Source organism: Streptosporangium sp. CA-115845 (assembly GCF_050943795.1).
Taxonomy (GTDB): Bacteria; Actinomycetota; Actinomycetes; order Streptosporangiales; family Streptosporangiaceae; genus Streptosporangium.
On sequence record NZ_CP191988.1, the window covers coordinates 6,007,125 to 6,020,061 of the forward strand.

The 12,937-nt window shown below is 69.8% G+C and carries 11 protein-coding genes; 7 read left to right on the plus strand and 4 right to left on the minus strand.

The features are described 5' to 3' along the window. The first annotated feature begins 185 nt into the window (after window positions 1-185). The 3 genes from ACQP0P_RS29290 to ACQP0P_RS29300 all read left to right on the plus strand — a co-directional run bounded on the left by ACQP0P_RS29290 (window position 186) and on the right by ACQP0P_RS29300 (window position 3,639). The gene (locus ACQP0P_RS29290) at window positions 186-923 is read left to right on the plus strand and encodes a GntR family transcriptional regulator (protein WP_433382167.1); all 738 of its coding nucleotides are present in this window, start codon (window positions 186-188) and stop codon (window positions 921-923) included. Window positions 924-1,024: 101 nt separating this feature from the next. Further along, entirely contained in the window at window positions 1,025-2,242 is a 1,218-nt protein-coding gene (locus ACQP0P_RS29295) for an FAD-dependent oxidoreductase (RefSeq protein ID WP_433360365.1), read from the plus strand. 65 nt (window positions 2,243-2,307) lie between these two features. Further along, window positions 2,308-3,639 carry a class II 3-deoxy-7-phosphoheptulonate synthase gene (locus ACQP0P_RS29300; protein WP_433360368.1) on the plus strand — a complete coding sequence of 444 codons (1,332 nt, stop codon included), beginning with the start codon at window positions 2,308-2,310 and terminating at the stop codon, window positions 3,637-3,639. A 96-nt stretch (window positions 3,640-3,735) separates the two neighbouring features. Here ACQP0P_RS29300 and ACQP0P_RS29305 read toward each other — a convergent pair whose 3' ends face one another. The 3 genes from ACQP0P_RS29305 to ACQP0P_RS29315 form a co-directional block, all read right to left on the minus strand. Further along, a complete protein-coding gene (locus ACQP0P_RS29305) occupies window positions 3,736-5,049 on the minus strand; it encodes an ISAs1 family transposase (RefSeq protein ID WP_433360371.1) in 1,314 nt (437 codons plus the stop codon). 236 nt (window positions 5,050-5,285) lie between these two features. Then, the gene (gene trxA, locus ACQP0P_RS29310) at window positions 5,286-5,657 is read right to left on the minus strand and encodes a thioredoxin (RefSeq protein ID WP_030908921.1); all 372 of its coding nucleotides are present in this window, start codon (window positions 5,655-5,657) and stop codon (window positions 5,286-5,288) included. A gap of 355 nt (window positions 5,658-6,012) precedes the next feature. Further along, the gene (locus ACQP0P_RS29315; protein ID WP_433360374.1) at window positions 6,013-8,382 is read right to left on the minus strand and encodes an ExeM/NucH family extracellular endonuclease; all 2,370 of its coding nucleotides are present in this window, start codon (window positions 8,380-8,382) and stop codon (window positions 6,013-6,015) included. A gap of 163 nt (window positions 8,383-8,545) precedes the next feature. Between ACQP0P_RS29315 and ACQP0P_RS29320 the strand changes: the two genes are divergently transcribed. Then, window positions 8,546-9,607, plus strand: a complete 1,062-nt coding sequence (locus ACQP0P_RS29320; RefSeq protein WP_433360377.1) for a pentapeptide repeat-containing protein — start codon at window positions 8,546-8,548, stop codon at window positions 9,605-9,607. Window positions 9,608-9,761: 154 nt separating this feature from the next. Next, complete coding sequence (locus ACQP0P_RS29325; RefSeq protein WP_433360380.1) at window positions 9,762-10,451, plus strand: permease prefix domain 1-containing protein; 690 nt, start codon at window positions 9,762-9,764, stop codon at window positions 10,449-10,451. A gap of 18 nt (window positions 10,452-10,469) precedes the next feature. Here the strand turns inward: ACQP0P_RS29325 and ACQP0P_RS29330 are convergent, their stop codons facing one another. After that, complete coding sequence (locus ACQP0P_RS29330) at window positions 10,470-10,799, minus strand: PadR family transcriptional regulator (protein WP_433360383.1); 330 nt, start codon at window positions 10,797-10,799, stop codon at window positions 10,470-10,472. 166 nt (window positions 10,800-10,965) lie between these two features. On the opposite strand from ACQP0P_RS29330, the gene ACQP0P_RS29335 reads away from it, so the two are divergent. After that, on the plus strand, window positions 10,966-12,147 hold the full coding sequence (locus ACQP0P_RS29335) for a cytochrome ubiquinol oxidase subunit I (RefSeq protein ID WP_433360385.1): 1,182 nt from the start codon (window positions 10,966-10,968) through the stop codon (window positions 12,145-12,147). Between the two features lie 10 nt (window positions 12,148-12,157). Beyond that, complete coding sequence (locus ACQP0P_RS29340) at window positions 12,158-12,925, plus strand: cytochrome d ubiquinol oxidase subunit II (RefSeq protein ID WP_433360388.1); 768 nt, start codon at window positions 12,158-12,160, stop codon at window positions 12,923-12,925. Window positions 12,926-12,937: the final 12 nt, after the last annotated feature.

A 12,937-nucleotide genomic window follows, 5' to 3' on the forward strand; every position in this document is an offset into this window, starting at 1 on the left:
CAGGTACACTAAATCCACGTTACATGGATGTCAACAGCCTCTTTCGTTCCTGCTCAGTAGGTAGATAGACGGGAATCCACCCGGCATCGCCGGATTCCTGTCACGACAGGATCACCACCCTGTCATGACAGGTCTGCCCATATGAAATGCTTTCCTGGACGCCCCCCGAGGAGGTTCCCGTGACGATGACGTATCCGCGCCTCGACCGCGACGGAACGGAGCCGCTGTGGATGCAGCTGATGCGCGCACTTCGGGCGACCATCGAGAGCGGCGAGTTCGGCGCGGACCGGCCGCTGCCGTCGGAGGCCGAGCTCACCGACATGTTCGGGGTCTCCCGAACCGTCGTCAGGGAGGCCCTGCGCGAGCTCGTGCAGCAGGGCCTGATCTATAAGATCAAGGGGCGGGGCGCCTTCGTCTCACCGCGCAAGACCGAACTGAACTTCATCGGGTCGATGTCCGGCTCCGCCGACGACCTGCGGGAGTCCGGCCGCCGCGTGACGACCCGGACCATCCGCCAGTCGCTCGGCGAGGCCGACGAGCGGGAGGCCGCCCTGCTGCGGATCCCGCCCGGGGAACAGGTGGTCAGGCTGCGCAGGCTCCGGCGCGTCGACGGGCAGCCCTGGCTGCTCGTCGACACCGCCCTGCCCGCCCGTCTGGTGCCCGGCCTGGAGCGCGCCGTGCTGGAGAACCAGTCACTGTACGACCTGCTGCGGCGGCGCTACGGGATCGAGCCGGCCGCCGCCGACCGGTGGATCGAGGCCGCCTTCCCCAACCGCGAGGACGCCGCGCTGCTCGAGGTCTCCACCTCGACGCCGCTGCTCGGCATCGAGTCGGTCGCCTGGATGCCCGACGGCACGCGGTTCGAGGCCTACTACGCGCTGCACCGCAGCGACCAGACGCGGTTCTACGTCGGCATTCGCTGACCGGAGGGCACCCCGGCCGGCCACGCGCCCGCGAGGAAAAGACCGCGCCCGCGGTTCTCTTCGGCGGCATCCCGTGCCAGAATTTCATGGGGTGATGAATTATGACTCGGAACACGTGTGTGATCGCCGGAGGCGGTCCCGCCGGGGCGATGCTCGCGCTGCTGCTGGTCAGGGCCGGTGTCGAGGTGACGCTCCTGGAGAAGCACGGCGATTTCCTGCGCGACTTCAGGGGCGACACCATCCACCCGTCGACCCTCCAGATCCTCGACGAGCTCGGCCTGGCCGAGGAATTTCACCGGCTCCCGCACCGCAAGATGTACGGGATGGAGATCCAGACCGACGACACCACGGTGCCGATCGCCGACCTGTCAGGACTTAAAGGCAAATATCAGTACATCGCCTTCGTGCCACAGTGGGAGTTCCTCGACCTGCTGACCCGTGCCGCCGCCAGGTATCCGAACTTCCACCTCCTCATGGAGTCCGAGGTCCACGGAGTGATCCGCGAAGGCGACGCGGTGCGCGGGGTGCGCTACCGGGACGCCTCCGGTGAGCACGAGCTGCGCGCGACGCTCACCGTGGCCGCCGACGGCCGCCACTCCGACGTGCGCAGGGCCGCCGGGCTGGTCCCCGTGGAGCACGGGGCCCCGATGGACGTGGTCTGGTTCCGGCTGCCGCGCGAGCCCACCGACTCCGAGACGGCGTTCCTGCGAGTGTCGGCGGGCCACCTGATGGTGTCGATCAACCGCGAGACCTACTGGCAACTCGCCTACGTGATCCCCAAGAACGGCTTCGAGGCACTGCGCTCGGCAGGGATGGCGGCGCTGCGCGAGCAGGTCGCCAGGCTCCTGCCCTTCCTGGCGGACCGGGTAGGGCTGCTGTCCGGCTTCGAGGACGTCAGCGTGCTGTCGGTCGCGCTCAACCGGCTGCGCCGCTGGCACCGGCCGGGGCTGCTGATCATCGGGGACGCCGCGCACGCCATGTCGCCGGTCTTCGGCGTCGGCATCAACCTGGCCGTGCAGGACGCGGTCGCCGCCGCGAACCTGCTGGCCGGACCGCTCGCCGCCGGGGCCGAGATCCCCGAGTCGCTGCTCGCGAGGGTCCAGCGGCGGCGCACCCCGCCCACCGTGATCACCCAGTTCGCCCAGCGTGTCGTCCAGAACCGGCTGATCCAGCCGGCGCTGACCGAGCGCACCCGCCCGGTGCGGCTGCCGCGCGGCGTCTCCCGCCTTCCCGTACTGGGCCCGCTGGCCAGACGCTTCATCGGCCTGGGCGTCCTGCCCGAGCACGTCGCCGACCCCTCGGGGTCTCAGCAGGCATAAAGACCTTCTCACCATGTGGACAATCGGGTCCGTTCGCACAGCCGGTTGCAATAGCCTGGTATGTCGTGAGCATCAACCTCGATTCCTGGCGGCAGCTGCCTGCGGCGCAGCAGCCCGTGTGGCCTGACCGCGGCGAGCTGGACAAGGTCGTCACCGAGCTGAAGGGACTCCCGCCCCTCGTCTTCGCGGGCGAGTGCGACAACCTCAAGGCGGACCTGGCGGCGGTGACACGGGGCGAGGCCTTCGTCCTGCAGGGCGGAGACTGCGCCGAGACCTTCGCCGGCGCCACCGCCGACGACGTGCGCAACAAGCTCAAGACGCTGCTCCAGATGGCGATCGTGCTCACCTACGCGGCCAAGGTCCCCGTGGTGAAGATCGGCCGGATGGCCGGGCAGTTCGCCAAGCCCCGCTCGAAGAACACCGAGATCCGCGACGGCGTCGAGCTGCCCGCCTACCGGGGCGACATGGTCAACGGCTTCGACTTCACCACCGACTCCCGCGTCCCCGACCCGGGCCGGCTGCTGCGCGCCTACCACTCCTCCGCGGTGACGCTCAACCTGGTCCGCGCCTTCACCAAGGGCGGCTACGCCGACCTGCGCCAGGTGCACGCCTGGAACCAGGACTTCGTGGGCGAGTCCCCGGCCGGCAAGCGCTACGAGCAGCTCGCCCGCGAGATCGACCAGGCGCTGGCCTTCATGCGCGCCTGCGGGGCGGAGCCCGAGGAGTTCCACACCGTGGAGTTCTACTCCTCGCACGAGGCACTGATCCTCGACTACGACCAGGCGCTCACCCGGATCGACTCGCGGACCGGCCAGCCGTACGACGTCTCGGCGCACATGGTCTGGATCGGCGAGCGCACCCGCCAACTCGACGGCGCGCACGTCGAGTTCTTCGCCAGCATCCGCAACCCGATCGGCGTCAAGCTCGGCCCGACGACCAGCGCCGAGGACGCCCTCGCGTTGATCGAGAAGCTCAACCCCGACAACGAGGCGGGGCGGCTGACCTTCATCACCCGGATGGGCGCGTCGAAGATCCGTGACCACCTTCCCGAGCTGGTGGAGAAGGTGACCGCGAGCGGCGCCCAGGTGGCGTGGATCTGCGACCCCATGCACGGCAACACCTTCGAGGCGCCCAGCGGCCACAAGACCCGCCGCCTGGACGACGTCCTGAATGAGGTGGCGGGCTTCTTCGAGGTGCACCGCGCGCTCGGCACCCACCCGGGCGGCGTCCACATCGAGTTCACCGGCGACGACGTCACCGAGTGCGTGGGCGGCGGTGCCGAGATCGTCGAGGACGACCTGGCCCGGCGCTACGAGACGGCCTGCGACCCGCGTCTCAACCGCGGCCAGTCGCTCGACCTGGCCTTCCGGGTGGCCGAGCTCTACCGCTCGGTCTGACACCCGCTCCCCTCGCGGCCCGGGCCCCTTCGAAGGGGCCCGGGCCGCGAGCAGGGCCCCGGCGTTGATTCACTCTGTCCCGGTTCGTCGGATTGATCAGATGGTGTAGACGGCGAAGGCGTCACCGTGGTCGAGGAGGTCACGGCGGGCATGGGCGATGTTGGCGCGGTCGGCCAGCCGGGCGGTGCTGATCGCCAGGTTTCTGAAGCCGGCCAGCGCTCTGGGCGCGGTTCCCGACCTGACCTGGGAGTGATCCTCCCGGAAGGTCACGTCGCGGACCCGGTGGAGACGGTTTTCCACGCCCCAATGCGCCCGTTCACAGTGGTTGAGATGAGCGGGCCCGGCCGCTTCGGCGGGCAGGCCGGTGATGCCGTACACGACCTCCTTGCTGGTCCAGACGCCGTCCAGGTCGCCGACGTCGCGGCGGAGCCGGAAGGCTTGGCGGGCGCCGGGGAACAGGGCGTCGTCTGCTTTGGCGGTGCGGATGGTGCGGCGTTCGGTGCGGTCGTGCCCGTGATCGTCATCGATGGCGGTGGTCGCGGTCCAGTCGGCATCCGGGCCGGTCAACAGAGCCTGGGCGGCCGCACGGGCCAGCGGCTGGTTACCCTTCACAATGAGGATGTGGTGGGCGTCCGGATGCTGGGTGATCAGGCGGGCGGTGGCCTTGGTGGTGTGCGGCGCGTCCAGGGTCAAGACCGTCCCGGCCACGTCCAGCCGGGCCAGCAGAGCACGGGCGGCGGGTCCCTCCCCGTGCTTGTCGGCGACCTGGCATTGGCCCAGGATTACGCCGTGCTCGTGGCTGATCGCCCCGACCAGGAAGACCCGCCCGCCCTGCTCGGTCCGGGCGTCGCGACAGGCCTTGCCGTCCAGGGCGGCGCCGGGCAGCAGCCCGGCCGGGGCAGGATGGGTGACCTGTCGCTGAGCTACGCGCCGCTGCTCACGCTCGACGGGTCCAGGGGTGTGGGGAATCCGCGGCGCCGGCGCCGCCCGGCGCACCACCTCGGCCACATAGCCGCTGATCGCCGTGTCCAGCGCGTCGGCGTCCAGGTCGGCCGGGACCCGACGGAAAGTCCGCTCACCGGGCACGACGAACAGGCCGGTGAACGGATCGCGATAGGCGCCCAGCCGCTCCAGCACCGTTTGCGAGGTCCGGGCGGCCCACTGCCGGATCGCCGCGACGCTGTCACCACCGACCACGAGCGTTGCGCACGCCGTCAACGTCAAGATGACCACCAGCGGATGCCGCAGCCCGCAGGCCGAGCGCCGCTCGGGCACGGCCGCCAATCGGCGTATCAACGCCGATTCCACCACGGCCGGATCAGTCGCCAACTCGGCTTCCCGCAACGCCAGGTCGGCGAACCGGTCAAGACACGGGACGAGACGAGAGCTGGTCAGGGAAGATGGGGACACGAGCGCGACTCCTGCGGCGATCTTCGGATTCGAGACCTGAAAGATCAGCAGAAGTCGCGCTCTTTCGTCTTTCACCTGGCCAAACACTCAACGTCGGCATACCGCATCAGAACCCGGGAACGCCGGGGCCCTGGGGCCGCGAGGGGGTCCGGCTCCACGCGAACGATCGAGAATCCACGAAGAAGCTCACAGGTTCGCGGAGGCGATCCCCGATCGTACGAAGGCCCCGGTCCGTGTCAGCCCTTCTGGACACCGAGTTCGTTGGCGAGCTCGGCACGGATCGCGTCCATGTCGAGTGCGCGGACCTGGCCGATGAGGTCCTCGAGAGCGGGCTCGGGCAGCGCGCCCGGCTGGGCGAAGACGACGATGCCGTCCCGGATGGCCATGATCGTCGGGATCGACGTGATCTCGAATCCCTGGGCGAGGGCCTGCTCGGCCTCGGTGTCGATCTTGCCGAACTTGATGTCCGTGTGCTTCGCGGAGGACTTCTCGAAAATCGGCCCGAAGGTGCGGCACGGTCCGCACCAGGCCGCCCAGAAGTCCAGCAGGACGATCCCCTCATCGGCGATGTCGTTGAAGTTCTTCTCGGTTACCTCGATGGTGGCCACCGTTGGCTCCTTCTGTTGTTCACATCTGTTTGGCTGGCATAACCACTTCCCGTCCACGAGCATTCCATCCCGCAGGCTCCGTCCCCCTCGAACCGGGTGACCTGGGAGATCGCCGGCCGTGGGGGCCACGGGACCCGGGCTCGGCGCGACTCCGGTGTTCACCGGCCCGGCGAAAACGCCGGTCGCCCGGCCAGGACGCCCCCATGATCGTTTCCCCGGTCGTCGCGGAGCTGTCCGGCTCGCCGGCCCAGCGACCTGTCGGGGGGAGAACGGGCGGTGGCTCGGTGCCGATCGGCACCGGGCCACCGCCTGTCAGCCCTTGTCGGCCTGCGGGGGGAGGCCCGCAGGGATCGGTCTACAGGGTGAGGCCGACGATCACGGGGTCGTGGTCGGAGGCGCGGAAGGCGTCGGGCCTGTACAGGCCCGGCGGGTTGTACTCGAGGTTGTAGTCGTAGATCCGGCTCTCATCGGAGTTGATGTGCCAGATCGTCGCGCTGGTCACCCGCTTGAGCAGGTCCTCCCCAACCAGGGCGTGGTCCAGCTCGCCGAGCTGGCCCTCGTACAGGTAGCTGTAGCGCAGCGGCTCGGGGACGAACCTCTTGGTCGTGCTGCTGAGGCCACCGGCCTCCAGGACGTCCATCGGGTCCTCCTCGCCGTAGGCGTTGAGGTCGCCGAGCACCATCGGGTTGGTCAGTTTCAGGTCCTTGATCAGACCCAGCGTGGCCTGTGCCTGGCGTACGCGCTCGCCGTTGTAGCAGCTCTGCCCGTCGCCCTGGTCGGCGTCGGGGCCCACGGCCTCGGTGTCGCAGCCCTTGGACTTGTAGTGGTTGACCAGCACGGTGAAGGACTTACCGCCCTGGACCCGGCGGAAGGTCTGGATCAGCGGAGGCCGCCGGAAGACCGGGTCGGTGGAGGACTGCGCCGCGCCCACCAGCTGGATCCTGGCCGGCTTGTAGATCATCGCCACCTGGATCACGTCGGTGCCCGGGTAGGGGTGGGCAAGCGCCGCGTAGGTACCCGCGCCGACCTCGGCGTTGAGCGCGTCGACCAGGGCCTGAATCGCGGTCTGGCCGTTGTTCTGGATCTCCATGAGGCCGACGACGTCGGCGTTGACCCCCTTGAGGGCGGCGACCAGCTTGGTGAGCTGGCGCTGCTGCTCCTCGGGACTGCTCGCGCCGCGCGAGCGAAGGGTGGTGAACCAGTTGAGTGCGTTGAAGCTGGCCACCTTGACGTTGCCGATGACCGGGAACGGGGCGGGCAGGCGCGGGTTGAGCGGCAGGAAGTTGAGCGGCTTGGTCGGCTGGAGCCGGTACTTGCCGAAGCCGTACCCCATGACGCCGGTGACGCCGAAGGCGGTGTCCCCCAGGCGGAGGCGCCGGTCGACATAGGGGATCGCCGGCGGGTTCTCCACCGTGGAGGCGTCGTCCACCAGCAGGCTACGCCGCGCGTTCTTGGCCGTGGTCACGCCCGGCCGGTCGGTCGGCTGGAAGATGCGTCCCTCGGAGGAGACGGTGATCTCGCCGTACCGGCCCAGGTTGTAGTGGTCGCTGAGGGTGAGCGGCTCGGGGAAGGTGACGAGCATGTTCTCGACGGACTCGAAGGTCGTGCCCTCGGCGCGGGGCAGGCTCTGCTTGGCGGGCGCGATGGTGCCCGTGCCGCAGACGTCCACCGCGGTGACCGGTGACAGCTCGGTCCAGCCGTTGAACTCCACGACCCTGCCGGTGACCAGGACCCGGTCGCCGACCTTGACGTCCTTGAAGGAGCTACGGGCGAAGGCGAACAGGCCCTCGGAGGTGGCCGGGTCGGCGTCCGGGGTCGGGTCCTGGAAGAAGAACCCGCTGAGCTGGCTCGTCTCCTGGAAGTCGGCGGTCACGACGCCCTCGACGCGGACGACCTGGCCGGCCAGCGGGCTGACGTCACCGCTGCCCTGCACCTGGGCGATCTGGTGGGTGACCGGGATCTCACACGGCTCCCCCGTCGGGGTGGGGGTCGGCGTGGGTTCCACGGTCGGCGTGGGTTCCACGGTCGGCGTGGGGGTGGGGGTCGGCGTGGGATCGACGTCGCCGCACGGCGCGGCGTCGGTGGCCCGGTTGCGCGGCGAGGGGGCCGCGGCCTCCACGTCGGCACCGTTGTCGTCGGTGTCGGCGCAGCCGTGGTCCTTGCGCAGCCCCGCCGTGGTGATCGAGAGCCCGGGGGCCGCGGTGCCCTCGAAGTAGTTGGCGGTGCCGTAGCCGATCAGATCGGCGATCAGCGCCGCCTGCTCCGGGGCGCACAGGACCGAGCCGCCGTTGCACGCCAGGCCCTGGGCCGAGCGGACCAGGACCACCTTGCCCGCGGAGCCGCTCAGGTTGATCGTCCCGGTGCCGTCCGGGGCGGGCAGCGGTGAACCGTTGGCGCCGCCGGCCAGCTGGAGGAGATGGTACTGACCTGGCGCGAGCGTACCCGCCAGGGGGACGACCGGGTTGGCGGCGAAGTTTCCGGTGCCGGTGGCGCTGGCGTACTGGACGGACCAGCCGTCCAGGACGACGGGCGCGGCGCTGCGGTTGAACAGCTCGACATAGTCGTTGGCGAGCGACGCGCCGGCGTTACCGCCACCGCCGTAGACCTGGCTGATGACGACGGTGCCCGGCTCCGCCAGGGCCGGGGATGAGGCGAGGGTCGCGACGCCGGTGGCGGCGAGGCCAACGGTCACGAGGGCGGCGAACGCCCGGGATAAAGCACGCATGACCGGGAGCGTAGAGCTGGATGGATTCCAGGACATCAACCCATAAGTGGATATAAGGCGAATTCAAGAATCTTGACACTTCATGTCTATCCAGCCCGGCCAGATATGGCTTTCCTTGACCTAGAAGTCGCTTGCCTCGGCGCCTGTGGGTATCACTGCGGTTATGAGAACTCTGGACGTGGGTTGGGACACCTGCGCCGCCTCCCTGGAGTGCGCCGGATCCGCGCGGCAGCCCTACGGACGCTGCCTGGCCCATCTGGACGCCGCCGAACTCGACGAGGTCGTCCGCGGCCTCTCCCCCGGTTCCGCGATCGACCTGCGGGCCACCGTCGTCGGCCGGAACCTGCTGGAGCGGATCCTGTCCGCGACCCGCGGGCGCCTGGGCCGGGCTCGGTTCGACTGGGCGACCTTTCCCGAGAGCGTGCGGTTCTGCGACATCGTGTTCGGCGGGGACGTCTCCTTCGACCACGCGCGTTTCCAGCGCCTCGCCTCGTTCTTCAACGCCAGGTTCGCCCGCAACGTCTCCTTCAGGGAGGTCAGGTTCGATCGGGAACTCTCCCTGCACGGTGTCGCCATCATCGGGCACGCGGCCTTCGACCGGGTGTCCATCGACGGCGACGCGCTGTTCGGAGGAGCGCTTTTCGACCGGACCGCGTCCTTCGAGCAGGCCGACTTCCATGGTTTCGTCACCTTCGACGGCACCGGATTCACCGGCGACGCGACCCTGAGGGGCTGCAGGTTCCGCCGTACCGTGTCGTTTCGCAAGACGAGCTTCGGTGGGCTGGCCGGGTTCGACGGGGCACGCTTCTCGGCGGGCGGCTACCTGGCCCCGATCTCGGTCGGCCGCCACCTGACCCTCGCCGGGGCGTGGGCGGGCAAGGGCCTTGACGTGACCACCGGCGGATGCTCGGTGGACCTGCGGCGCCTGGAGGTGGACGGGCGGCTGACCGTCCGGCTCGACAACGCGCGGGCCGACCTGGAGGGAGCGACCCTGCGCGGCCCGGCCACGGTGCGGGGCCGGGACGGCGCCCGGGTGACCTCGCTGCACGAGGTGGACGCCGAGGAACTGGAACTCTCCGACCTGGACCTCAGCACCTGCCTCTTCACCGGAATCCGCCATCCCGAGGGGCTCCGGCTGAGCGGCTGCGCGCTCGCCGTCGTCCCGCGCAGGTCATGGCCGGGACTGCGCTGGTGGCCCCTGCGGCGCGCCCCGAACCACGGCTGAGACCCGCCCGCGGGAGACCGTACGGGATCCGAACGGGTGCCGACTCCGGGTCTTCTCAGGGTGGTCCCCGATGCGGGGTCACGGACGGGCGACCAGGATGGGAGACCCGTACCCTGAACGGGGATCGGGCCGCTGAAGAGCATCTGGAGAGCACATGGCAGGCAGCGGGGTCATCGACGACTACGTGACCGGGCTCAGCCGCGCTCTCCGAGGTCCCAGGGGCCCCAGGCTTGACATGATCACCGAGGCCCGCGACAGCCTGCTCGACACCGCCGAGGCGCTGGAGGGCGACGGCCTGGGGCGCGAGGAGGCCGAGCGGACCGCGGTCGAGGAGTTCGGGACGATCGGTGAGATCGCGCCGGGCTACCAGGAGGAGTTGTCCATCGCGGCGGGCCGCAGGCTGGCCGCCGTGCTGTTCCTCACCGTGCCGCTCACCACGGTCATGTGGAGCGTGATCTGGAAGATCTTTCCCACTGCCCCGACGGCCTACCAGACCAGCCCCGCCTGGTTCGTCCCGGTCGCCCGGGGCCTGGACATCCTCCAGATGCTCATCGGCGTGCTCGGCGGGGTCGCGCTGTTCGCGCTGGGCCGGGGTCTGCGCAGGATCAGGCGGCCCCGGCTCGTCACCCGCTTCCTCGGCCTGCTCGTCTGGGCGATGCTGCCGGTCATGCTCGTGCTGTCCGGGGCGCTGATGTTCGGCTCCAGCGGGCCGACCGGCTTCGGCGGCTACCTGCCGGGGGTCGGTGCGGCGCTGGTGAGCTTCCTGTTCTGGGGCCTGCAGCTCTACGGCGCCTTCAAATGCCTGAGCCTCACCCGCCGTGGCCCCGTCCTCGCCTGCGCATAGTCCCCGCCCCCGCCGGGGTCAGCGGGTGGTCCGCGGCTCCAGGACGCTGCCGATGGCTCCGGCGAACCGCTGCCAGGCGGAGCGCTCGCCGGCGAGGGCCGTGCGCCCTGAGGAGGTCAGCCGGTAGGTGCGCCGCTTGCGCCCGCCCACCGTGGCCCACTCGCTGGCCAGGTATCCCGCCTGCTCCAGCCGGCGCAGCGCCGGGTAGACCGTGCCCGTCGGCACGTTCAGCGCGCCGCCGCTGCGCGCCTGGAGCGCCTCGATGATCGCGTAGCCGTGCAGCGGTTCGTGCTCCAGCACGGAGAGCAGCAGGGCGTCCATGTGGCCGCGGAGCGCGTCGGGGTTCACGCGATCGCCTCCGCGGGCCGGGCGGATCCCTCGTCGCCGCACCCGGCGGCCCGTTCGCTTCGCTCACTCACGTCGTCAGCCTACCTTTCGCATAGACACTCTACATGTAGGCATCCTACATGTAGAGTGTCTATAGGTAGACAGACATAACAACGGAGGTGAGAGTGTGGACGTGCTCGACCTGGCCCGGACGCAGTTCGCCGTGACGGGAAGTCTGCACTTCCTGTTCGTCGTGCTGACCCTGGGCCTGGCCCCCCTGATCGCGATCATGCACACCCGCCACGCCATCACCGGCAGGCCGGTCCACGAGCGGGCGACCCGCTTCTGGGGCCAGATCTATGTGATCAACTACGCGCTCGGCATCCTCACCGGGCTGGTGATGGAGTTCCAGTTCGGCCTGAACTGGAGTGGTCTCTCGCACTACGCCGGCGATGTCTTCGGGGCACCGCTCGCGATCGAGACGCTTGGCGCCTTCTTCCTGGAGTCCACCTTCCTGGGTCTGTGGATCTTCGGCTGGCACCGGCTGCCCACATGGCTCCATCTGGCGTGCATCTGGGTGGTGACGCTGACCGCCTATGCCTCCGCCCTCTGGATCATGGTGGCCAACTCGTTCCTGCAGAACCCCGCCGGGGCCGTGGAGCGGGACGGCCACCTGGTGCTGACCGACTTCGGCGCGCTGCTCACCAACCCGATGCTGACCATGGCGCTGCCGCACGTGCTCGGCGCGGGCCTGTGGACCGGCGGTTTCGTGATGCTGGGGGCCAGCGCGTACCAGCTGTTCAGGCACACCGCCGAGCGGGAGTTCTTCACGAGCTCGCTCCGTACCGGAGTGATCGTCTCGCTGGTCGGCTCACTGATCACGGTCGGTTTCGGCTACGCGCAGTTCGGCCCGATCTCCCAGTTCCAGCCGGACAAGTTCGACGGTGCCCTGGCCGGCACCGGACTCGGCTTCATGATCATGATTGGTCAGCTGTTCCAGGCCCTCATCATGTTCGTGCTGGCACCGACCGTGTACTGGCTGCCGCGCTGGCGCTGGGCGCACCCCCTGCTGATGGCGATGACCCCGCTGCCCTTCCTGGCGGCGATCCTCGGCTGGCTGGCCAGGGAGTCGGGGCGGCAGCCCTGGATGATCAATGGCAGGCTCACCGTCGCCGACGCCATGTCCCCCGGGCTGACCTCGGGGATGGTCACCGTCTCGCTCATCGCCTTCGGCGGCCTGCTCGGCCTGCTCGCGCTCGTCGACTACCTGCTGATCGCCCGTACCGTACGGCGCGGGCCCGCCGCCGCCACCCTCGGCGCGGACGCCCCCGCCGACCCCACCGAGCGCGCGCACGCGCTCAGCTACTAGGGAGCCGATCGTGGACATCCTCTGGCTGGGCGTGTTCGCCCTCCTGCTGATCGGCTACTTCGCCCTGGAGGGCTTCGACATCGGGGTGGGCATGCTGCTGCCCGTGCTCGGCAGGACGCAACGGGACCGGGACGAGATCGTCACCGCCATGGCGCCGTTCGTCCTGGCGGGCGAGGTGTGGCTGGTGGCCGTGGCGGGCGTGCTGTTCGGTGCCTTCCCCGCGATCGAGGGAGAGGTGCTGTTCGGCCTCTACCCGCTGGTGGTGCTGCTGCTGGTGTCGTGGATCCTGCGCGACGCCGGGCTCTGGTTCCGCCGCCGTGCCGACGGGAGCGCATGGCGTACGACCTGGGACTGGGCGATCTGTGCCGGCTCCTGCGGCCTGGCACTGAGCTGGGGCATGGCACTGGTCGCGCTGGCCGGCGGCCTGTCGGGGCCGGCGATCAGCCTGCTCGGGCTGGCGGGCGCCCTGGTGATGGCCGCGCTGTTCGCCCTGCACGGCTGGACGTTCCTCTCCTGGCGGCTGCCCGAGCGGATGACCGGGGCGCACCGCACCGGGTGGGCGCTCCTGGGCTCGGCGTGCGCCGCGGCCGCGCCCGTCGCGGCGCTGCTCGCCGTGCTCTCCCCCTGGCTGCTGGACCATATGGCGCCCGCCGGTACGTTAAGTGTGCTGAGTGTCATGATTCTGCCGTTCGCACCGATCATGGTGGGTGCGCAAGTATGGGTGTGGCGGACGTTCGGCCCCGAGCGTGCCGCCGGTCGGGTTCCGTCGTTCTTCTGAGGTCTCTAGGGT